This is a genomic window from Saccharospirillum alexandrii, from assembly GCF_004000275.1.
Classification (GTDB): domain Bacteria; phylum Pseudomonadota; class Gammaproteobacteria; order Pseudomonadales; family Natronospirillaceae; genus Saccharospirillum; species Saccharospirillum alexandrii.
Genome location: NZ_RCIP01000003.1, coordinates 330780 through 352688 on the forward strand (window position 1 = coordinate 330780; position 21909 = coordinate 352688).

General features: G+C 50.0%; 17 protein-coding genes and 1 pseudogene. 3 read left to right on the plus strand and 15 right to left on the minus strand.

Annotation, left to right across the window (positions count from 1 at the left end; genetic code table 11):
* Positions 1–318 precede the first annotated feature (318 nt).
* Positions 319–957, plus strand: coding sequence for a response regulator transcription factor (locus tag EP166_RS15175; protein WP_164743962.1), 639 nt, complete (start codon positions 319–321; stop codon positions 955–957).
* Here EP166_RS15175 and EP166_RS15180 read toward each other — a convergent pair.
* The 3 genes from EP166_RS15180 to EP166_RS15190 form a co-directional block, all read right to left on the minus strand.
* On the minus strand, positions 949–2694 hold the full coding sequence (locus tag EP166_RS15180; RefSeq protein WP_127558581.1) for an ATP-binding protein: 1746 nt from the start codon (positions 2692–2694) through the stop codon (positions 949–951). The two genes, EP166_RS15175 and EP166_RS15180, sit on opposite strands and share 9 nt — an antisense overlap.
* Positions 2695–2721: 27 nt before the next feature.
* Positions 2722–3966 carry a hypothetical protein gene (locus EP166_RS15185; protein WP_127558583.1) on the minus strand — a complete coding sequence of 415 codons (1245 nt, stop codon included), beginning with the start codon at positions 3964–3966 and terminating at the stop codon, positions 2722–2724.
* A gap of 612 nt (positions 3967–4578) precedes the next feature.
* Positions 4579–6696, minus strand: a complete 2118-nt coding sequence (locus EP166_RS15190; protein ID WP_127558585.1) for a PKD domain-containing protein — start codon at positions 6694–6696, stop codon at positions 4579–4581.
* A 155-nt stretch (positions 6697–6851) separates the two neighbouring features.
* Here EP166_RS15190 and EP166_RS15195 point away from each other — a divergent pair, with 155 nt between their 5' ends.
* Positions 6852–7088, plus strand: a complete 237-nt coding sequence (locus EP166_RS15195) for a hypothetical protein (protein WP_127558587.1) — start codon at positions 6852–6854, stop codon at positions 7086–7088.
* Positions 7089–7249: 161 nt separating this feature from the next.
* Here the strand turns inward: EP166_RS15195 and EP166_RS15200 are convergent, their stop codons facing one another.
* The 4 genes and pseudogenes from EP166_RS15200 to zapE all read right to left on the minus strand — a co-directional run bounded on the left by EP166_RS15200 (position 7250) and on the right by zapE (position 12840).
* Positions 7250–8500 carry a carboxypeptidase-like regulatory domain-containing protein gene (locus tag EP166_RS15200; protein ID WP_127558589.1) on the minus strand — a complete coding sequence of 417 codons (1251 nt, stop codon included), beginning with the start codon at positions 8498–8500 and terminating at the stop codon, positions 7250–7252.
* Between the two features lie 1563 nt (positions 8501–10063).
* Entirely contained in the window at positions 10064–10522 is a 459-nt protein-coding gene (locus EP166_RS15205) for a hypothetical protein (RefSeq protein ID WP_127558591.1), read from the minus strand.
* 501 nt (positions 10523–11023) lie between these two features.
* Positions 11024–11227 (minus strand): annotated as a pseudogene (locus EP166_RS15210) (transposase); the annotation flags it as partial.
* A 119-nt stretch (positions 11228–11346) separates the two neighbouring features.
* Positions 11347–12840: a cell division protein ZapE gene (zapE, locus tag EP166_RS15215; RefSeq protein WP_127558593.1), complete on the minus strand. Its 1494-nt coding sequence runs from the start codon at positions 12838–12840 to the stop codon at positions 11347–11349.
* Positions 12841–13017: 177 nt separating this feature from the next.
* Between zapE and EP166_RS15220 the strand changes: the two genes are divergently transcribed.
* On the plus strand, positions 13018–14007 hold the full coding sequence (locus tag EP166_RS15220) for a transposase (RefSeq protein ID WP_127558595.1): 990 nt from the start codon (positions 13018–13020) through the stop codon (positions 14005–14007).
* A gap of 152 nt (positions 14008–14159) precedes the next feature.
* Here EP166_RS15220 and EP166_RS15225 read toward each other — a convergent pair whose 3' ends face one another.
* From EP166_RS15225 to serA, 8 genes are all read right to left on the minus strand, one after another.
* A complete protein-coding gene (locus tag EP166_RS15225; RefSeq protein ID WP_164743963.1) occupies positions 14160–14726 on the minus strand; it encodes a DUF1697 domain-containing protein in 567 nt (188 codons plus the stop codon).
* A gap of 111 nt (positions 14727–14837) precedes the next feature.
* On the minus strand, positions 14838–15152 hold the full coding sequence (locus EP166_RS15230; protein WP_127558599.1) for a PLDc N-terminal domain-containing protein: 315 nt from the start codon (positions 15150–15152) through the stop codon (positions 14838–14840).
* A gap of 57 nt (positions 15153–15209) precedes the next feature.
* On the minus strand, positions 15210–16424 hold the full coding sequence (locus tag EP166_RS15235; protein WP_127558601.1) for a hypothetical protein: 1215 nt from the start codon (positions 16422–16424) through the stop codon (positions 15210–15212).
* 506 nt (positions 16425–16930) lie between these two features.
* Positions 16931–17296 (minus strand): DUF2513 domain-containing protein, encoded by a 366-nt coding sequence (locus EP166_RS15240; protein WP_127558603.1) that lies wholly within the window; start codon positions 17294–17296, stop codon positions 16931–16933.
* A gap of 99 nt (positions 17297–17395) precedes the next feature.
* A complete protein-coding gene (locus EP166_RS15245) occupies positions 17396–17725 on the minus strand; it encodes a DUF2489 domain-containing protein (protein WP_246026311.1) in 330 nt (109 codons plus the stop codon).
* Positions 17726–18427: 702 nt separating this feature from the next.
* Positions 18428–19087 carry a fumarylacetoacetate hydrolase family protein gene (locus tag EP166_RS15250; protein ID WP_127558607.1) on the minus strand — a complete coding sequence of 220 codons (660 nt, stop codon included), beginning with the start codon at positions 19085–19087 and terminating at the stop codon, positions 18428–18430.
* 229 nt (positions 19088–19316) lie between these two features.
* Positions 19317–19832 carry a hypothetical protein gene (locus EP166_RS15255; RefSeq protein WP_127558609.1) on the minus strand — a complete coding sequence of 172 codons (516 nt, stop codon included), beginning with the start codon at positions 19830–19832 and terminating at the stop codon, positions 19317–19319.
* A gap of 287 nt (positions 19833–20119) precedes the next feature.
* Positions 20120–21349: a phosphoglycerate dehydrogenase gene (gene serA, locus EP166_RS15260; RefSeq protein WP_127558611.1), complete on the minus strand. Its 1230-nt coding sequence runs from the start codon at positions 21347–21349 to the stop codon at positions 20120–20122.
* Positions 21350–21909: the final 560 nt, after the last annotated feature.

The following is a 21909-nucleotide window of genomic DNA, read 5'->3' on the forward strand; positions in this document are numbered from 1 at the left end:
CGACGTGTGTCCCCTCAAACTAACCAAGGGCTACCACGGTTATCACGGGCAGCCACCGGAATGCCATAGACTACAGCTCTACACAGATACCCTTTGTTAGATACGTAACGTGGGTATCCAGCGAAGCCCGTTTGCTCAAGTGACTGTTCTTTTAGTGGGTTTGTCCTTTCAATGGGTTTCTTTGTAGCTGGGACTGCACGCCGGCGCAAAAAAGACGTTCATGTCCACATCAGGGGTTGGGTTACGCCCGAAATACCGTCTATAATTCGAACAGCAATCGATTTTCAATGCTCTGAGTTTCGCGGTATCAGGCCCTACATGAATTCATCGCTCACTTCTTCTGAACACTGGCTGCTGGTCGACGACCATGCCATGTTTGCCGATGCATTGTCTTTGACATTGCAACATCATATGCCAACACTGCAGGTTGATGTTGCCAATACGGCACACAACGCTTTGGCGACACTGAGAGCCGGCCGGCACTACCAGTGCATTTTCATTGATTTGGATCTCCCGGACAGTCCTGGTTTGACATTGCTCGATCAAATACTGAAACGATGGCCCCAATCGATTGTGCTGATCTGCTCAGCCAATCGGCAACCGGCAGTGGTTACCAATGCCCAACAGATGGGTGCCCGAGGCTACATCAGCAAAGACCAATCGCCACTGGATATCCTCTCCTTTGTTCAGCGGATTCGCCAGGGTCAACGCTGGGTCACCAGTGATTCGATAACCCGGGAGTTGGCTGAACAGCCTGAATCACCCTTCCATCTGACCGCACGCCAGCTGGGCATTCTGCAACAGATGCACCGGGGACTGAACACCAGCGAGATCGCCGCCGAGCTTAATCTCAGCCCGAACACCATCAAAACCCACACCCGATTGATGTATGGAAAGCTGAACGCGTCAAACCGGACGGAATGTCTGAACCGCGCGTTAAGCCTGGGATTACTTTGAAGCGGATACCCGTTTGCTGGCCAGCAGGCGACTGAGAGTGCCCTGCAGAACTGAACTGTCGATCGGCTTGTGCAGAACCGGCCAGTGTGCATGACTGAGCCGCTGAATCCCCCCGAGAGACGTATTCCCGGTCAGTACGACACAGCACGTGCCGGGAAAGAACGCCTGTACCGTCTGGATACAGTCCTCCGAACGATGACCATCAGCCAGCATATCATCCGTTAACAGCACATCCGGTGCCGACGTCATTTGCTCAAGCAGCATCGTCAGCTCAGCGTGATCGCTCGCTGCCCAGACGTCGCCGTTCCATTCCACGAGCATCGCCGACAGTGCATCGCGAACCTGTTCATGATCATCGACCACCAAGGCGGTAAAGTGCTCGGGTAACGGGGCGACCGGCTCACCCGGTAAGGTCGATATAGCCGCATCCAAACAGATAGGCAGCGAAAGACTGAACCGTGTGCCCTCGCCCGGTACAGAGATCATATTCAACTCCAGTCTTAACTGCTCACACAGCCGACGAACAATCGACAACCCCAAACCGATTCCCGGTTCACTTTTTCGCGTGTGTGCAGTCCGATAAAACTCTTTAAAAACATCCCTCTGTTCGCTTTCGGCGATCCCGGAGCCGGTGTCTTCGATGCGCAAGGATGCCTGCTCGCCACGAAGTTCGAGGCTGACACTTACCGAGCCCGATTCGGTATATTTGATCGCATTGTCGAGCAGATTCCTCAGTATCTGCAACAACAGTACTGGATCCGTAGAAACTTGAATGGGTGCTGGCGTTATATCCAATGCTAACCCTTTTTCAAGCGCTAGAGGCGTAAATTCGGTCTCAAGAGTGTGCAGAATGTTCCCTAAATAGCAATTCTGAATGGTCACGGTGACGACGTCCGCGTCGATCAGTGACATGTCCAGCAACTTGGTCAGCAGGTCATTAGCCGAGGACACGCTTTCCTTTGCCTTGTCCAGGAGTTCATCGGGTTCAAGCAGTCGACCCTGAAATGCCTGAAGATACAGGTTGGCTGCTTGTAATGGCTGGCGGAGGTCATGACTGGCGGCGGCCAGAAAGCGACTTTTCGCCTGATCGGCCTCGCTGGCCTGCTGTCGAGCCAGCTGATGCTCCAGGCGAAGCCGGATCGAATTCATCTGTCTCTTGTGCGTCATCAGGCTGAACACAGCCAAGGACACCCCGGACATGGCCACCACCGCCAGCAATAGCGGAGTTGAACTTGGCCATAACAGAATAAACAGGCTGCTGAACACAGGGATGATAAACAGCAGAAAGATATCAGGGTAGGTCCCCATGGTGACAGATGGCATGGACGACATGACCATCACAAACAGCAACAACGCGAAGACCTGCGACTGATTGGCACCATCCAGAAACAACCACGGACCCACACTCCACAAGACACCCCAGGTAAGTGCGATCAGCAGGTTTACCCGATGCCAGTAGACGAGCCGGTAAACGTGGTTGTTATCAAAGGCGCGCCCTAATATACGACGCTGTTTGGTCAAAACCAGATAAGAGCCGAGACTAACAATGAAGCAGATAGCTAGCCAGACCATCAGCTCAACCATACCGAGGTTTTGACTCATCAGCACTCCCAGCATAGAAGCGCCGAGCCCACTGACAACCATACGCGGTTGCACTTCGTCTACGAATAACGACTGTCGCTCCCATTGAATGTTGCGGGCATAGGGCGACTCGCGGTTGAATTCATTCAGCGTCATTGCCGGGCCTTTGGTTCCGTTAAACCGTTAATAGGTGAACTGCAGCAGTGTACCTTCGTCCAGGCTGTTGTGGCACCACAGCCGGGCGTTTGGCTGGCCATCGGAGGTAATCACATCCACGCAGTTCTGCGCATTGGTATCGGTGCTCTTTACGAACGATGGGCTGGCATTTTCATAATCGACCGTGACGACGCCGACATAATCATGACTAACCAAACTCACGCGGGGAATATTACCGAAAGCAATGTGGGCTTCCATATCACTGACGGTCATGTCATCTGTCAATCCAGTGAAGGCATTGGTACCGCTTCTGACGATATCATTTGGTGCAGTTGGATCGGTCATGTCATGTTCTATCAATCGGTTATTCACCCCAGAACGGTGAAAGGCAACCACATGAGTGTCAGTAATCGCCGACAAGGCGCGAATCTCATCACTTGCGGATGAATACAGCGTTGAACCGCCGATACCACCCACCATAGGAACGATTGCTGGGTCGTTGTCTTCAATCTCACCATCTATGTCAAAGTCCATGACCAATCGGGTCACCGCCGAGCGCCGGATGATAAAAGGGAACCCGGCTCCGGAATTATTCACATACGCCTGCTTACCGCCGATAAACACAACCACTTCGTCTGCCGACGATGCACCATCATAGACATCCATCGAGTCACATGTCACCACGTGCTTATAGGCCGTTGGTTCGGCGCTTAACGTTAAGCTAACCTCATGGATTTCGCTGGGGTTGCTCTTCAGTGAAAAGGTCAGGGTCGCCGGAATCAGCATCGCGCTTGTTCCCGGTCCGGTCGCGTCCATCATCACACCCGGCGTACAGGTTACGACCAAGATGTCGTTTTCGTAGTTATTGGCAGCCGAATGCTGAAACTTGAACCCGGCGGTACGTACATGCGGTGAAGACAGTTGATCAACCGGCAGGTTCCGATGGGTCACCAGCCCTTTGGACAGTTCCGAACCGGTCAGTGTCGAGTAGTCATCCGCGCCCAGTTTTGCCGTGCGTTTTACGGCAAACATATCAATACCGCCTTTGAAGAACGTCAGGTCTTCGAAAGTATCGTAGTTGGTATCCCAGTTCTCATCCGTATACACGGTCAAAGGTTCAGGGGTGCCTGTGTCACCCACGGGGTTGGTTTCGCCACCACCAGTTTCATCGGTAGTATTCGCCGGCTCGGCTTCATCACTTGAGGATGAATTGCATCCGGTCAGGGCAATGACTGCCACTAAAGGTAACGCCAATAGGATTCGCTTATTCATTGAGACACTCCATTGTGGTGATACAGCAAGCGCGCTGTTTTTAGAGTGTTCAGTATGCGTAGGTCGCGAAACGCAATCTTCACCCGATCGGGTGAAATTCCCGGGTTACCAAGTATCGAGCCACTCACCGAGGGAGAAATGTACTTTTTTCAACCATGTGAACGAAGAAAAAATACTGTTCAGGTCAGTCATTGCATCCAGTGGTGTCCCGGTTGAGGCACTTGTCGGTCTATTGTCAGCACAAAAGGTTCACTTTTTGCGTCTACTGCAGCTTATCGCTCCATTGGTAATATAAAAATCGTACCTGCGACGTAATCCAAGCAAGACCAACCAGGAGATCGAACAATACTATCGAAGACATCCACCGGAATAGCGTATTACCGGGACACCCAACCCAATCCATTAATAAAGGCTATCATAATCTGATTCCTGATAGTCACCTAGTGTGGGAGCCTCAACAATGTGAAAAACAGCCAAACAGCCGATGAATACATCCCTGGACAGCGCCCCCGTACCCTACATGTGTCTGGTACGGGTAAAAAAGCCGAAGTCATACCCCGTCGGGTTAGGCAATGGCATTCGGCTCCCTTAATGTACATGCCCTATCAGCCATTACCACTGCACTCTCACGTCCAAGGCCTCACCAACGGAAGCACTGCACGGTGAAATATTCACGTAATCGCCAACGATACGCAGATATTTTGCGCTTCCATCGTTCGCTATACCAGTCAAATCGAGCGAGGTAGTCATGGCGTACGGTTGGCCCTGCTCAACGTTAAGATCAGCCAGCAGTTCTTGATCGCTGTCACCGTATACGCCGTTGTCGTTTAGGTCTATCCACACTCGCCAGGTAGTCGACCGCTCGGTTGCAACGTTATCACCTTGCACAGTGATCACCGTATTGGCCGGTTCGCTCAGAAAAATCGGCGTTTGGGTGTAATCCCATTCTGTTGACTGATACTCCAGGTCTTCTCCGCCAATACTCACGCTATTCATGACGTTAGCAGCAGTAACCACTTCTCTAATCGCACAGTATTGATCACTTACTGTAATCTGCCGAGCAAAGCTGTCTTGATCGCCGTGAGTATCTGTAACACGGAGGCTAACTTGGTAGTCTCCTCCACCCACATAGACGTGCTCCGGGTTGGCAGCGGTTGATGTTTGACCATCACCGAAATCCCAAAGCCACCCAGTTACGTCACCTGTGCTACGGCTGTCATCACTGAATTCGACACGCAGCTTAAAGGTTTCAGCGTAAAAATGACTTAAAACACCTTCATCAAACAGTTGTATTTTTACGGTTTTAAAAGCGTCAACAACGGGCTTTTCATCTAACCCTGCATCGATAGCCTGTTGCAAAATACATTCAGCGGCATCGGTGAGTGTTGTTGCTGGCGACCAACAGTTTCTCGCAGCATTCACATACAAATTGTAAGCGGTTTCGAGACCCAATTCGTTGGCCAACAAATAGAATGGATACGTCAGCATGCCAATACGCAGATAGAAGTTGTTGCCTGCCTCGTCGTAATCCAACACGCTAGGTATTGCGCCCGCCTCAGTCTGAATCTGGTCGAGCTGACGCGTTAAACCCCCGGCTTCTTCACCGTGTACCCAGTTGTTGGTGTGGCCGGTGAACTCGTACTTGGCCATAACACCCGAAATATCGCCAAAAGCTTCGTGAACCGTACGTGCATCGGTGCTGAGTTCGTTTTCATAGGGATTCAAACTCGAGATACGAGAAAGCACCCCGTGCCCGACTTCGTGAGCAATAGCATCAAGTGGTGACATCGAATACTGGAATAGGTATCCATCGCTGAAATTAGCGTAAGCCCCATCCCAGTAAACGCTGGTATCCGTAAGATTGCCGTAGTGCACACGTAAGCGCAGCTTTTCTTCAAGTGCGGGCTCACCGAGATATTTGAGAAACGTGTCGTAAACAAGCGTACCGTAAAACAGGCTGTCGTTAAGTGTTGAGTACGTCCACACGCCGTACTCATCTTCCACAGCGCGATAGGTGTTTACCGGGTTGGTATCACATAAAAACTGATACGGCGGGTAGGCGCTATCGCTAACGGTGTTTGCCAGGCCGCTGCCAGCATTTGCTTCCCACGCATCATCGCGGGTGTTGTTCATGTCGATGACACTCACAAGGCCATTATCGAATAGACACAACCCGCCGTAATCATCAGTACGCTGCACATACATATTTGGCCGGTCATCGCCGTAATACCAACTCTGAACCTCATTGCCGCCCGGGCCGGCCAATAGGGCATTACCCGTGAAATCGTGAAAGCGCACAAGTGTGCCTTCTTCAGCTAAGCCAACGCTGTTACCCGGGTAAAGCTTTAGCGCGGAGGTGTTAGCCGGCACGCGAGTTCCTGCAGGAATCTCCAGGTCATACACGGCACTAGCCTCGCTTACTAACCAAGGGTCCCCCACCGCCTTACCCTGCTCATCAGCCCAATATACCTCCACAAACTCGGCCCTTGCCGTATCGCTCGGCTTGGCCTCGGCAGCCTCAATTTGAACACGGCCAAACAACTGCCCTGCGGCCCCGTCGGTATCCCGTAAATAAGCCAGAGTTATTGGGTTTGATGGCCTTTGGGTAACGGCATTTGAGCCTGTCGCTGGGCTAGAGACAGTGCCGCCGCTGCATGCTGTGATTAGCAAAGTAAAAAGAGCAGCAGACCAGTTTTTAAACTCAGCAAGCTTGAACCGTATAGAAGGCATAGAGAAATCGACCAATATAGGTGAGATACTTACATTATCTCATTTTATAAATGGAGAAGGCCAACCAGGCCACCCGCCTGAACACTTGATCAGCCAAAATTCACCCAATACTTTATACAGCATTCGACTTCCACCGGCCGTCAGGGTAAGACGCTATGCCACGTTCAAGGAAATCCCAGATCGCCCTGGAGGCGACTCCCTACTATCAATGCACTTCCCGGTGCGTGCGCCGCGCCTTCCTGTGTGGTCGTGATGAGCACTCAGGCAACGGCTACGAACGCCGCCGCTACTGGATTGAGCAACGCATGGTGGAGCTGGCCACCGTGTATGCGCTCGATATCTGCGCCTGTGCTGTCCCCTGCTCCAGCGCATCCATGCACCCGCAGCATTAAACCTTTATAATAGCTTTGTCGATAGTCGACTATTGTGCGTGACCTAGCAGCTCACTAATGTTCCTGTTCCAATAACCAATTCTATTATCAAAAAAAAGGCAGCCTATGAAAGGCTGCCTTCCTGATCATCCAACAGAGTAATCTCGATCTAGCTTGCGAGATTACTCAATGGTATTAACAATAGTTAACGTACCGTCAAATGTTAAGACGTTCCACTGATAACCCACACCTTCCGGGGGAGTCATTTGCGCTATAAGTCCAGTATCATCGTAAAGCGAGACTTCTACATCAGAGTTACTGAAGCGGAAGTTACTGCCTCCAGAATACGAGTAAATGTAATAAGTGTAGGTACCGGTTTTTACATTGGTGATTGTGATCGTTTCAGGCCCGTAAGCTGACGCGTCATCGCGATCTAGCGAGGCTCCATCTACAGATTTTTTCCCGTAGAAAAGATGTTCGGTACTTGCGCCGTTAGGTACCAGCAAATGCGAATCCAAATCCCGAGGTGTTGCCCCCCAGGTCAGTACCAGTCGCATCTGACCTTCCGGCAACGACGGTGCGATAGCAAGGTACTGAGACAGTGTACTCATACCTTCAATGGTAATGTTCTTGTATGCGGTAGAGTACCCAGCCAGCACGACCTCGACGGTATAGTCACCGGCTTCGACGTTTGAAAATTCGTACTCACCCTGGGCATTTGTGCTGCCAGTCTCTGAGATATCACCGGCTTTTACATCGTGGCCAGAGCGCAAATTGATGGCGGTATTTGCCAGGCGATCACCTGTGATGGCATCTGACACATGACCCGTCATGTCGCCGTAGCACTCCAACGTCTGAGTGTTCGTAACTTCCACTGGTTCTGCGGGAGTCTTAACGGTTAACGTATAGTCACCGGAGCCATAATCCGCCGTTAAGAAGATAGTGAGTTCGGTCATGCCTGATGGAACAGTATAATTAATCTTCTTGACATTATCGCCGCTGGTATTATCCACCACGGAGTCATCACCGTTTTTCAAATAGATGTGATTGGTGGTTCCCTGATTAAACTCAAATTGGATATCGATAACCTGACCTTCTACTACGCTCAGTAGGTAATAATCATCAAAGTCAGTCCCGGGTACCCCAACTGCGTTCCCGGATAGGTAGCCAGATACAGTAGAATTAACTGAGATAACCTGAGCTTGGGCACCAGTATCGTTCTGTTCGGTATCATCAACGTCCGTCAACACCACCTCAGGAACGATGGTGGTCGTAACCGTTTCTGTTCTGCAGAAATTTTCTTCAGTGTTAGTATCAGTATTTCCACCCGTTGAAGCACTATCCTCATCATCGGTGGACTCAGGTATACAAGCAGTAAGCAATAATACAGACAGAGATGCAGCCGTTAGCATCTTAAACTTGTCAATTTGCATAGATATTCTCTTCGGTAAAGGCTGGGTAATACTAGGGGACCCTAGCACTGGTCAGGACGTGAGATTCTAAACAATCTGCAAATTAAGGGTATCTATTTTCACGTTTTAGTGTGTGAAGTTTGTAAGGCAAACCTTCCTAATTGACGGATAATTGACACTTTCTATCCAGCTGGTCGCAGGTGACTAATATGGGTGCTCGGGAGCTGATGCCCTGAGCCAGTCCAACAAGGCGATTGCCGCCCAGCTCACCATCTCCCCCTCCAAGGTGCGGGAATACGCCTGCGACCTGCTGCTGCGGTTTGCGTGGGGCAACCGCACCCAGCCCGTGCTCAAGACACGGCGGCTGGGATACATCCTCGACTGACGGGTCGGAAATCGAACCCGGACACTAGCACCTGGTCGTCGCTGTACACGTCAACTGCGACCGGGTTGCCAGCTCCTTCGTCGGTGACATACAAAACTTTGGCCAACCTAGACAGTCATCTTAAGTAATATAGAGAAGCTATTAAGATGGCTCTGTCGATAGTCGGCTGTTGTGCGCGCACTATTAGCCTTGACTCTAAATTGGGTGCCCATTTAGCTCTACGGTGTAGCATTCACTTAAGCTGTTTGGTGAAATATTCGGGCTAGTATTGAAAGTCGAATAAGGACAAGGTCTTTTGCGTTAAGCCTAATAGAATGGTAATGGTGAAAAGTACAATTTGCATAACACGACTATCAATAGGAATGAGCCCAAACAACGAGAACCATTGAAAAAATTCTACACTGCCTCCCGTAGACAAGGTGTAAACTAATAGACAGAGATTGAAGAATGAAAAAAACACCCCAAATCGGCCATTAATATAGCCTAAAGTGATGAAGCAACAGAAAGTTATACCAAAAAATAGTACTACAAGTGCTATTACCTGAGTTGTTATCAGTATTTCGTTTCTATATAGAATAAAGTACGCCAATGCACCGCCCAACCCGATCTTCCAGAAAGTACTTATCAAAAATTGTAGTGAATAAGAGAGTGACGGCTTCCTTAGTCGAAGGAATCTGATCGAGTAATGGGCCCCCATTAGCCAAATGGGTGAAAGGACCGCTATCAATAGAAATGAAACTCTAGGTGGACTAACTTCGCCACCTTGATACAAGTTAGCGAACATTAGGGTTAAGCCGACTATGACAAATGCCAAAACATTAAGCTGAACGGACAGATACGCTGCTCTAGAAATAAAGTGCGGGGGTTCGAAGCTGTGCGGCCCTTTCAATTTCAAGTAGTTATTCATCAAGATTCCAGGCTTTTTGTTCTTAAGTCGTATAGTTCAGTTTTGGTCTTCGACCGATGCACTTAGCCTATTTCATTTGTCGAAGCCTACCGGAATGTCTGTGCAGGCCATCTTCGTCACCCAAGACACCCACTGGCGTGTTGCTGAGACACCCAACCCAATTTAATAGATTCAACCTATGGTACTCTATCATCTGATAGCCGACCAATGTGTGTGCCCCATTCATGCAGTGTAGCGAGTCCAGCCAGATGCGCCTTTTGCATTTTGGCGATTGTGCTGGCCTTTGTTAGGCTTAGTTTGCTGACTGCGCTTGCTTAATTCTTTCCTTTGCAGCTTCAAGCGCACCTTCAGGCCATACATCAACCTGACTATCGTCTTTCATATACTCATCAGTAAATATTTGACTGAACCACACGGGATCATACTCACCTGACTCAGATTTAAAGTGTTCTCTGTTTCGATACCACAAATCAAGTATGGCAGTATCGACACTACTTGATAGGTGAAGTTTTTCTTCAATTACTGCGTGCCATTCCGATGCCTGAGTCCCAAATACTTTTTGGATATTCATGTTCTGAATGGAATCGGATTTCTCTTTGGGCAGAAAGCCTATAACATCTTGGACGTATGCCTCAAAAAACAGATAAATCGGGTTTTCACCATATCTAGGATGATCTTGGATGCTCACCGTTTCTCCTTTTGCACTAACTGCGGCAAAAAGCATGACCGCTAAAAGTATTGTTCGATTCATGTGAAGCCTAACGCAGAGCTTTGCGGCAATTTTGTAGCCGCAAAGCGGTGGAGAAATTGTCCGGTAAGAGCGCCTGGTTATGTGGTTGCGGACTAGGCTGCATTTAGAAACGCCCCTCCGCTCATGCCGGCTATGAGACACGAAGCAAGGAATACGGTCACGCTCATCGCGCCAAAAAGTGCCATTTGCCACTGCCTCATACACAACCAACAGAGCACACCTAACACTGAGACGAAACAGCTGAGGAGGCCGATTAATACAACCGGAACTTCAAGTGCCACCATCGTCCGTACCTCGACAGCTCCAGCTTCGAATAGGTAGAGGTTAAAGAACACCACGCAAAGCAAAACCAGACTTGAGACAACCGTTGCGAGAATAACTATGCGGTTTTTATTCATAGATAATTGGGGTCAGATGAAGATTAATGGGAAAACCTTCATCTGACCCCAGTTACGTTTCATAGAGCGCATCCTCCATGGCCTCATCGCTAAGGGCATATCACTGTTGCATGCAGTGTATACGAAGCATCGTTTCTAATGGATAAGGGTGTCGTCCATTGCCTGCCTTAGGATAGAATAGTTCAACAACTTCAAGGAGTTGAGGCCAAGGCAACAGAGCGTCCATCCGTGATAAAAAGATCTCTTTACGCGTTTTACGACGCTTGTTGGAAAACTCACTATCTGCAAAAGTAATTTGATGGCTCATGATGCGTTCTTTTTGAGTTATCATATGTGGCAGATTATTTCATATTAGGGACTTATTCGCATGTTCCCTAGGTAAAAATCTGCCATAGGTTCAATGGTTTGCAAGGTAAAGAGCTTTCGTCATTGCCGTCCCCATTCCTTTCCACCCATTTCTACCAACCGAGACGCGGCTCGTCGAAAGGAAAAGGCGAGATCATTAGTGGCCGATAATTGTGCCAGTGCCACGCCACTTCGACCCGTCGCCGACCACTCAAATTCTTCACCCTCTTTGGTGCGAATCATGGTCGTCGCAAATGAACTCGAGTTTCCCCCCTTCTCACTGACAAACAACTCTTCATTTCCATCACTGCTTTCAACTTGCGCTTCAAACTCGACCAATAATTCATCGAGCGGGACTTTTGCCGCTAGCACCAAGCGGGTGCGAGATTCATAACACACGTCAATGAGGGTCACGAATCGTCGCGCTTCGTCGAGGTGATTGGCGTCTAATTGCGGCACCCGGTCCATGATGAGGACCTGAAATCGGTCGCAGAGGGAAATATAATCGGCCGCGCCGAGTGGTTGGTAACATAACTCGGAAAAGTCAAACCAGGCGCACCGGTCATTCAATCGGGCGACCTGGACGGTGCGACCGAAGGGTACGTGAATGGCCTCGGCCTCAGTTCCGGATGCAGTGCCACCAAATATTTCTTTCAATTGCACCAGCATGTTGTTATCACTATTATTATCGCCGTGAACATCCTTGTTTGACCAAAAATAGGATTGACCATCAGCTCGAGTTTCGAGTCGATAATCCTTGGCGGAATCCTCCATGGAGATAATGTCGAACGTGTGTTTTAACATGTCTATGAATGGCAAAAAGAGGGATCGGTTAATGCCTCCCTCATACAAGGCATCGGGGGAGCGATTCGAGGTGGCCACCACCACGACATTCCAATCCAATAATAATAAAAAAAGTCGTTTCAAAATCATGGCATCGGCAACGTCTGTTACTTGAAATTCATCGAAACAGAGGAGTTGGGCTTCCTGTGCCAATTGCTGCGCAATGATGGGTATCGCATCATCTCGTGGGTGCTTCTTTTTGTAGACAAAGATTCGATGATGGACGTCTAGCATGAATTCATGAAAGTGGACGCGGCGTTTGTTAATTTTTACGTGTTTGAAGCTGTGGCTGTCATTATTACAGCAAGAATCATCAGGAACATTAACTGACGCGTAAAAGAGATCCATTAGAAAGCTCTTGCCGACCCCGACCGGTCCATGAATGTACATGCCTCGCGGTGGTGGACCAAAAGACCACAAATGGAATTTCTTTCGAAGAAAGGACTGAGCGGATGCCAAGGATCGCGTCAGTAACAGTAACAGCGGACTGCTGCTTGTAGAGCTGCTCTCTGTCGGTCTGTCGGTGCGCACGGGTACTGGTGTGAGCGAGGTAAGAGACTCGTGCAGGGCATCGAGTTTTGCCGCCAGAGCGACTTGCGCGTCATCTCGTCGCACCTCCTCAGCATCCACCTTGCGTTCATACGCCGTTGTCACGGGGCCTGTCGGGAGGGACCGCCGAGCAACGCGATGTTGTGCTGCCATATTCTTCATAACCGTCTTCATCATCAACATGATGAGTTTATCAACATGGTAAGGAAAGTATGATCAAGTCCGCTTCTTCCCGCTTTTTTCGATTGTCTCAGGTCTAGGGACTCAGGCAATCTGGACATCCACATTAACACTTGACCCCAAAATATCCATCCAGTAGTTTATACAGCACAATAAAACGGGCCGTCAGGGTTAGACACTATGCCACGTTCAAGGAAAAGCCAGATCGCCCTGGAGGCGACCCCCTACTACCACTGCACCTCCCGGTGCGTGCGCCGCGCCTTCCTGTGCGGTCGTGATGAGCACTCAGGCAACGACTACGAACACCGCCGCGACTGGATTGAGCAGCGTATGATGGAGCTAGCCAACGTGTATGCGCTCGATATCTGCGCCTATGCTGTGATGTCCAATCACTACCATGTGGTACTGCACATCAACGCCGAGAAGGCCAAGGCCTGGACGGATAGCCAAGTGATTGAGCGCTGGCACACGCTGTATTCCGGAAACTTCCTGACTCAGCAGTATATGGCTGGTAAAGACCTGTACGAAGAACAACTCAAGGCCATAGCGGAACTGGCCGCTGAATGGCGTGAACGACTAATGTCGATCAGCTGGTTCATGCGAGCCCTTAACGAAGACATCGCCCGCCAGGCTAACGCAGAAGACGGCTGCACCGGACATTTCTGGCAATCACGCTTCAAATCCCAAGCCTTGCTCGATGAAGAAGCACTGGCAACCTGCCTGGCCTATGTGGACTTGAACCCCATTCGAGCACAGATGGCAGCCACACCTGAAACATCCGAATTTACCTCAGCCAAAGAACGGATAGCTACTGCCCAGAAAGCCCCGGAGTCACCAGAACCACATCAACCAAAAACACTGTTTCCGTTTGTAGGCTACCCGCGCCAGGACATGCCCGCTGGCCTACCCTTTCGACTGCAAGACTATCTTGAACTGGTAGACTGGACCGGGCGCCAATTACGGGATGACAAGCGTGGCAGTATCGACGACAGCATCCCACCCATTCTAGAACGCCTGAACATTGATGCTGAACATTGGATCTACAATACCCAGCACTTTGAAAGCCAATTCAAAGGTTTGGTAGGCACTGCCATTTCCATCAAAGCTAAATTTCAACAGTTCGGCTATCAGCGAACCCCAGGGCTTGGGCTGGCAGAGTGGCTAACCTAACTATTCAATCTAAAGAAAATACGCCGCACAGGGCAACCTGAGGCACTGCTGTGCGCGGAAACCGGCATCTTGGCCGGTTTTCGTGCTGATGAATTACTTCAACTGATTTCTTTGCCAAGCTCCACAGATAATTTTCTGCGGACGAGGAATTTTTATGCACTCTTTTTACTATGCCTGTCCAATTTGTCCTGATGAATTACTTCAACTGATTTCTTTGCCAAGCTCCACAGATAATTTTCTGCGGACGAGGAATTTTTATGCACTCTTTTTACTATGCCTGTCCAATTTGTCCCAACACCATCAGGCGCATACAAATATAATACGTTGCCCATTAGCTTAAACTCTTCTGACTCTAACTTAAGTACTTCCAATTTCTTTAAATTAGGTTGCTTAGGCTGTGACTTAAGGAAGAAAAAATGCAAGGCCTTACCAACTTCTGTCGGAAATGGATTATCCTGAACTGCAGTCTGAAGCTGTTTGTAACTTAAAAGCATAACCATTGGCTCAAATCCCATTTTACTGGAAATTGATTTTCCAATTTCATCAGCGTCATCGTCGTCTTGTTTTCTAGCGCTTTGGAATACTACATTCCCACTCTGAATATATGTTTTTACATTCTCGTAGCCCAAGGTTTCAAGAATAGAGACAAGTTCCTTCATCGGCAAAATATTCTTTCCACCGACATTAATGCCACGAAAAAGAGCAATGTATGTATTCAACTTGATTCCTTCCTAGGCATAACGCTGAGCTTAGCGGCGACCTTGTAATGGAGGCGAAGCCGCAATGAAAAGGGTGTCCGGCGGCCATCGGCCGCGTACTACAGCGACTGGTTATATGGCATTTAGCAACGGTCGCCGCGCGTGCTTGAAGAAATAGTACGGGAGACCCACCCAAGTGAAAATCACGATACCAATAAACCAAGCGGGCTTGCCCGATATGTCTCGCCGCTTGAGGTCACGAAGAAGCAGTACGACACAGGCGAACGTCATGACAACCGTAAACCAACCCAAATAGGCTATCGCAGCCTCACCGACATAGGGCTCATTTCCAATGAACTGGGGGATAAAGAAAAACTGATAAACCACCAGATAGCCCAACATGATGGCCATACCCAGCCAGATAATTTTTTGTTCGACGGTACTCATGACATATAACGCAATAGCGCACCGGCAAACTTTAGTTTGTCCGAGTGACGCGATTTGTTATGGAGAACTGGAGGCCGACGAAAATATAATCTTTTCAGCCATATAGCGAACAAGAGGAACAAATTCATGCACTAATTCCTCAGATTCTGTTAAGGGTATATGGCAGTCTTCTCTAGTATATCGATCACTAGAATGAACTAGCGAATTACGAATGTGCTTTATTATCTTTGCACAATTAGATAGAGCGTGACCAGCCTTGGCGTTTACCACCAAATTCTCACCGAATATCGACCTTTTATTTGTATAAATATTCCGTTCAACCTCCTCTTCTACCATTTTTATAAAATCGATTAATTCCTCTTCGTTTACATATTTCTGGAGTACGCTTCTAAGCATTTCCGTTTCATCAGATTGGTCTTTATGAGAGCCAATCGTAAAAATGAGCCTGTCTATATTCTTTTGGTTCGGCCTGAACTCCGGATTATTGATCTGCCCTCTAATTTTATTATAGAGGGATTCGTCAGAAACCTTTAAAAAGTTATATTCCAAAACATGATAAAATGCCAAGAATGCTTGACTAGGAAATTGACTGCTTCGTGCAACCTTATAGTAACGAACTAAGTTCTCATCATAAGCAGCCAAAGGAATGTTAAGGTCATCCTCACTTTCTTCTTCGTGAAAATCTACTTGTATTCTTTTCTTCGGCTTCAGTGGCTCCCAACATTCACCTTTCTCGTAGGCGAGCTTGAATAGGCAGCCAGCAATTGCCTTACTTGCTTTATCAAATAGCAAGCTCTTATCTGTATTCGAGGAGACTTCATATCTTATTGATCGAGGTTGCCATAAGAAATCAATAACGTCTTTAAACGCTCTCAATCCACGTCTTTCAAGCCTTCTTTCAACTATTACCTCAAAAAACCTTTGATATTCGTCCGAGTTCAAAAAAGCTAGACTGAATTTTTTTGTAGCCTGATCGATTATTACTTTTCCACTTCTATTTCCAGAAAACTCATAACTCTTAGTATAATTTAGAGCATTCTGATTCAACCTACCAATTGGACGCTCAAAACTCTTTGGGGACCAAAAAATACGCTCTTCATCGTCGTAATGATGGCGTCGGGAACGATAGAATCCCCTAATCGCACTTTGCCAATCATCGTCAATCGTTATTTTTTTTGAAACTCCCTCATACGATAAGTTCAGCTTATTGTTTTTAAACTCAACATCTAACCCAAACTCATTAAGTCTTTCGACGAACCTGTCCATACTCATAAAAATCTATCTCTTCCCCATAACGCCCGCCACAATGGCGAGCAACGTGTTGTGAGTCCAAGGCACGAAGTGCCTGATATTGCTGGCGATTGTTATTACTCATCATTATTCAGAAACTTTGCAAAAAGCTCGCACATTTCTTGGTTTCTCGAAAAATAATATGAGTTCCCTTTCAATTCTCCCGATGTACATTCAACGGCAGTGCCCACATTTATTTCAGAGTTAACATGACATTCGTAATCACTAACTAAGGTGTCGGGTGAAAGCCAGTAATACTCATCTTTATTTGCTACACAAACTCTCTCGGAACCGCTTAACATCCACCATTCGCCTTCTGAAATCTCATCAGCGCTAGTTCGTTGGGAAGCGCATCCAACATATGATGTAAGAACTATTGTTAAAAATATATACTTCATGATGAACCTAGAGTTATAACGTATCCAAGCAGGGGCAGATTTTGCGTTTTGAGCGCAGCGAAGAAAAATATGTCCCACTGCCTTGGTTTGTTAATTACCAATGCCAAGATTATTTTTAACTACGCTGCTAAGTACGCTTGCCCATACCGAGAATGACACATCTCCCACCTTTCCAACTGCGTCCTTGGTTTGAGACCAGATATTTTCGTTCTTAGCATTATCGATAAATTCGTGTCCTGACCAAGTTAGCCGTATCGGAATAGCTTCTGGGCTAGACGAACCCATGCTCGTAGTATCTGCAGCGTGAATTAACCCGGCTTCACTTAAGATGAAGCAATGATATCCAATTTCCTCGTCAGAATAGCCCTCGATCTCCAGGTTGCTTGGGGCATGGCCATGCTCGTGGTCATTCAAAGCGATAAGTATTTTCCGAACGAGATCCATATCACGCTTCATACTCTATCCTCTCGAGGCAATTAACGCCGGCCATAAGCGGCGCCCTGTCAAGGGCGTCCGGTGGAGGGCCCTCGGCCCGGAACAAACTTAATGGCTTGGTTAAGCAATGAACCTTGCCACGATAGATCTACATTCAGACAAGGAGATATCCTTTGCCCATTTGATAGCTTGCTGTATATCAGGCTCATGACGGTCGAGAGCTTCTTGAGACCAGTATTGCCTTGGCGCACCAACCGGCAAATGATCAACTTCTGAGGCTACCCCAGTGAAAGCCAGGAAGTCTTTGTCGTCGTCAGGTAAACCAACCTCAAACCTTAGAGACGATAGCTCAATGGCACCTTCCAAGTAATGAATGGACCCATCAATCATTCCGCTCGCCACTTCTGCGGCGCGCTTACGCTGCTTTTCTACGTATTCTTCGCGGCTCATTTTCATAAGATGCTTAACAGTTTGTTCATCGTCACTTTCGCCGCTGATCCCGCCAAACTTGTCTAAAAACAGACCATGCCAAACCGCTGATACCCCGCAATGAAGCGCTTAAGGCCATCATCCATTTATTAACCCCCCCCATATCAAAACCAGCAAAACCTTCGATTCAGACGACTATCACCGATGTCAGCGTCTCTAGCGACACATATTCCGGACAATTCCCGGGATATGCGTCGATTAAGGAGCATTAAATGCGATGAAGGTCACACCTACAGATTCAGAAAAAAGCCAATTCTGCTTAGGGCTTATCCAGTAAGCATAACGTCACATCAGAGGGAAACTGGCTAAACGGTCAATTCCTACAGGCATGTTTGCCTTGATAAAATGAGGAAAGTGCAGCCATATAGATGCGCTGTAGGCTCGCTACCGCCCGGCCGGTTACAGGGCACACCAAGGCAAAATACGTTGTGTTTTCACCATCTCACTCTGTGACGGGGTTGGCAAGTACTTATTTCCCAAAGGTGTCGGATGTGTCCGCCTTGTGCTTGGGATGGGTTCAATCTTAAGAGGCTAGGCCCCAACCGGGGCCAGATTGCGCGGCAGGTAAGGATGCCTTAGTAGGGCTTGGTGGGGCAAGGATGCCCATGCAGGCCCGGGCGAAAGCCGGTACCGGCTGGGCCTTGGTTTGGCTCAAGGAAGCCCTCACTCAACCAAACTACTCTGCTTCCACTCGGTCCCCTCAATCGCAAACTCCAGCTTATCCCCAGAAGCCAACTTACCCACACCCGCCGGGGTACCGGTCAGCACCACATCACCGGGCTCCAACCGAAAATCTTTCACAATCTCAGCCAGCAAATCCGGAATACTAAACAGCATGTTCTCAACACGCCCATGCTGTTGGGGTTTGCCATTCAGCTCAAGGGTGTAGCCCCAGTCGCTCAGGTTTTCGGGCATTTGGTTTACCGGCAGCCAGGCGCCGAGTGGCAGTGCGCCGTCGAAGGCTTTGGCGCGTTCCCAGGGGTGGCCTTTCTTTTTGAGTTCGTCTTGCTGGGTGCGGTCGGTCAGGTCCAGCGCCAGGGTTACGGCGGTTACCGCGGCCATGGGGTTTTCGGAGTGCTCGGCCGAGAGTTGTGCGCCTATCAGCAGGGCCAGTTCGGTTTCGAAATGCAGGTTGGGCCGCGGCAGGCTGATGCTCTCGCCCAGGGTGACGCATGCGCTGGCGGGTTTTATGAACAGTAAGGGGGATTCAGGGACGGCGTTGCCCAGTTCTTTGGCGTGGTCGGCGTAGTTGCGGCCTACGCACACGGCTTTGCCCATGGGCAGTAGAATCGATTCGCCGGAAACCCATTGGTGTTGATACATAGAGACTGCTCCCGTTCTGCGGTTGCGAATGAAGTTGTCTCTACTTTAGCGGGAAATGGGCCCGGTTACTAACCCGGGCCTGCCCTGCGGCCGAACGGTGCGTCCGGCGCGGGTGCATGGTGCGGCGAGCCGTTTAGCCCTGCTGAGGTTTAGGCGCTAACGGCCAGGGTCTTTGGGTCGAGGCCGCGATGCCTTGCCATACCGGCAAACCCGGTAGATTGAGGACGAATCAGCGAACGGTGGTTTCAATGCCCGCGGCGGCGAACCGGTTGCGAAGCTGCACTTGGGTATCCACTTCAGAATGGGCAATGCCGAGCAGCAGCCACATGGTTCCAGATGAACTCTCTCGGGTGCGAACGACCCGCAGCTCTTCGTTCAGCCACGTCAGTATCACCTGTTTTGCTTCGGTCTTCTGGTCGTCGACAACGTCGCTGAACCAGGTGACCAGCCATTCCAGCGCCATGGCGTGCTGAACCTCCAGGCGGGCACGTTCAATGCTGACGTCGGTTTCAACATCGGCTGACGCGGGGGCGGAGGTTAACCGGGTAATGGGGTAGCCTTCGATCTGCTGGTCGCAGATAAAGGAAGGGGCCGGTGTGCGGGTGGTGTCGGGGAAGACGCAATTGGTCAGTTCCTGTTGCATGCCACGGGACATGCAGGCAGACAGGCCAACTACCAGAATCAAAACCAGGCTGGTTTTTCCCAGAACCCGGGCATTGTTGAAGCGATGGCCTTGAACAGACACGTCGTTGAGTCTCCCTTATTTGAACAATACAGATAACAAAAAACCCGACGCATCGGGTTTATGTCGTACAGCCAGTATGCCAGTTGGGGGGTGAAACGCCAGTCACCTTAATTGCCTGGCGTTCGCGCCGGGCACCGGGTATACCTCTCCGGGGTCGGCGTAGATCCGTCCATGGCGGTCCGACGTCTCGGGCCTAGTTCGCAGCATCCATGCTGCGAACTACCCCGGAGAGGTATACCCGGCACCCGTCGCTTGGCTTGGTGTTAAGCCGGTGTTTCGAATATTTTCTAGAACAGGATGCGCGCGCGCATCGTTCCTTTTACTTCTCTCACTTTGTCGAGCGCTTTCAGAGAGCAATCCTGCGCCACGTCAATGACCACGTAGCCGATCTTATCCCGCGTTTGCAGGTATTGCCCGATGATGTTGATGTCGTTCTCGGAGAAGATCCGGTTAATTTCGGACATTACACCAGGGATGTTCTGGTGGATGTGCAACAGCCGGTGTGCGCTGGGGTGTGCGGGCAGTGCCACTTCCGGGAAGTTGACGGCAGAGGTTGAGGTGCCGTTGTCTGAGTACAGTGCCAGTTTTTCAGCGACTTCGATGCCGATGTTGAACTGGGCTTCCTGGGTAGAACCGCCCACGTGCGGCGTGAGTAAAACGTTGTCGAATTCGCGCAGGGGCGATACAAACTCGTCGTCGTTGCTGCGGGGCTCGACCGGGAAGACGTCGATGGCCGCGCCGAGGAGTTTTTTCTCCCTCAGGGCACCGGCCAGGGCGTCGATGTCGACCACGGTGCCGCGGGCAGCATTGATGAAGACCGAGCCGGGTTTCATGCGGGCGAACTGTTCGGGGCCCATCATCCACTTGGTGGAGGCGGTTTCGGGTACGTGTAGGGTAACGACGTCGCTGGTTTCGAGCAGTTCGTTCATGGAACCGACCTGGTTGGCGTTACCCAGGGGCAGTTTGGTGACGATGTCGTAGAACTGAACGTTCATGCCCAGGCCTTCGGCCAGCACACCCAATTGGGTGCCGATGCTGCCATAGCCGACGATTCCGAGTTTCTTGCCCCGTATTTCGTAGCTGTCGGCCGCGGTTTTCAACCAGCCACCGCGGTGGCAGGCGGCGTTCTTCTCGGGTATACCGCGCAGCAGCAAAATGGCTTCGGCCAGCACCAGTTCGGCCACGGAGCGGGTGTTGGAGAACGGGGCGTTGAACACGGCGACGCCATTTAGGGCGGCGGCGTCGAGGTCTACCTGGTTGGTACCAATGCAGAAGCAGCCGACGGCGACCAGTTTGTCGGCGGCCTCGAAGATTTCGGCGGTGAGCTGGGTGCGGGAGCGAATGCCGATGAAGTGGGCGTCTTTGACCTTTTCGATCAGTTCGGCTTCGGGCAGGGAACCCTTGTGGTATTCGATGTTGGTGTATCCGGCTTTGGTCAGCGTATCCAGGGCGCTTTGGTGCACACCTTCCAGCAACAGGATGCGAATCTTGCTTTTATCCAGCGAATTTTTGCTCATGCTCAGACTCTTGGTACCAATGAAATGGGTGGCGCGCGGATGATACCACAGCGTTTCGGCCTTACGAGGCGCCAATTACGCAATGAACTGTTCTATGTGTGGCAATGGTTGAGATTGTGGCTCCTTGTTGAATTCAACTAGAGCCTAGAGTGCGCGACCAGCACCCTTCATGGTCCTGGAGGGACGCTGCAAGTACTTCCCTGTAAGCTCGACGGCCCTCATCCCTGAGGGCCCACGCCCACCAGGACCATGCAGGGTGCTGGTCGCTTGGGTGTGGTTTCGATTTCATTGTGAACCCGGCGAACTGTGAACTTTTTGACGGTGGCTACTTGGCTGCGAAGGACTGTTGGGTGTGCTCACTAGAGGCCGTTAGACAACAGGGACCAAAACGCCGGGAGCGTTTTGGCATGAGCGTAGCGAGCCCGGAGGGTGAATCCCATGGATGGGATTCATATCTTGTCTCCGAGCCCCCAGGGAGGGGTTCACGGCGTGCCTCTAGTGAGCATACCCGACAGTCCGACCTGGCTACCAGGCAGCGGCAACATGAGGCCGCAGAAGTA

Excerpts from the sequence above, each read along its gene's own strand:
- EP166_RS15190 (WP_127558585.1), bottom strand. The coding sequence starts at position 6,696 with ATGCCTTCTATACGGTTCAAGCTTGCTGAGTTTAAAAACTGGTCTGCT.
- zapE (WP_127558593.1), bottom strand. The coding sequence starts at position 12,840 with ATGTTGATGATGAAGACGGTTATGAAGAATATGGCAGCACAACATCGC.
- EP166_RS15200 (WP_127558589.1), bottom strand. The coding sequence starts at position 8,500 with ATGCAAATTGACAAGTTTAAGATGCTAACGGCTGCATCTCTGTCTGTA.
- EP166_RS15230 (WP_127558599.1), bottom strand. The coding sequence starts at position 15,152 with ATGAGTACCGTCGAACAAAAAATTATCTGGCTGGGTATGGCCATCATG.
- EP166_RS15240 (WP_127558603.1), bottom strand. The coding sequence starts at position 17,296 with ATGAAGCGTGATATGGATCTCGTTCGGAAAATACTTATCGCTTTGAAT.
- EP166_RS15175 (WP_164743962.1), top strand. The coding sequence starts at position 319 with ATGAATTCATCGCTCACTTCTTCTGAACACTGGCTGCTGGTCGACGAC.
- EP166_RS15205 (WP_127558591.1), bottom strand. The coding sequence starts at position 10,522 with ATGAATCGAACAATACTTTTAGCGGTCATGCTTTTTGCCGCAGTTAGT.
- EP166_RS15245 (WP_246026311.1), bottom strand. The coding sequence starts at position 17,725 with ATGAGCCGCGAAGAATACGTAGAAAAGCAGCGTAAGCGCGCCGCAGAA.
- EP166_RS15185 (WP_127558583.1), bottom strand. The coding sequence starts at position 3,966 with ATGAATAAGCGAATCCTATTGGCGTTACCTTTAGTGGCAGTCATTGCC.
- EP166_RS15195 (WP_127558587.1), top strand. The coding sequence starts at position 6,852 with ATGCCACGTTCAAGGAAATCCCAGATCGCCCTGGAGGCGACTCCCTAC.
- EP166_RS15180 (WP_127558581.1), bottom strand. The coding sequence starts at position 2,694 with ATGACGCTGAATGAATTCAACCGCGAGTCGCCCTATGCCCGCAACATT.
- serA (WP_127558611.1), bottom strand. The coding sequence starts at position 21,349 with ATGAGCAAAAATTCGCTGGATAAAAGCAAGATTCGCATCCTGTTGCTG.
- EP166_RS15250 (WP_127558607.1), bottom strand. The coding sequence starts at position 19,087 with ATGTATCAACACCAATGGGTTTCCGGCGAATCGATTCTACTGCCCATG.
- EP166_RS15235 (WP_127558601.1), bottom strand. The coding sequence starts at position 16,424 with ATGAGTATGGACAGGTTCGTCGAAAGACTTAATGAGTTTGGGTTAGAT.
- EP166_RS15220 (WP_127558595.1), top strand. The coding sequence starts at position 13,018 with ATGCCACGTTCAAGGAAAAGCCAGATCGCCCTGGAGGCGACCCCCTAC.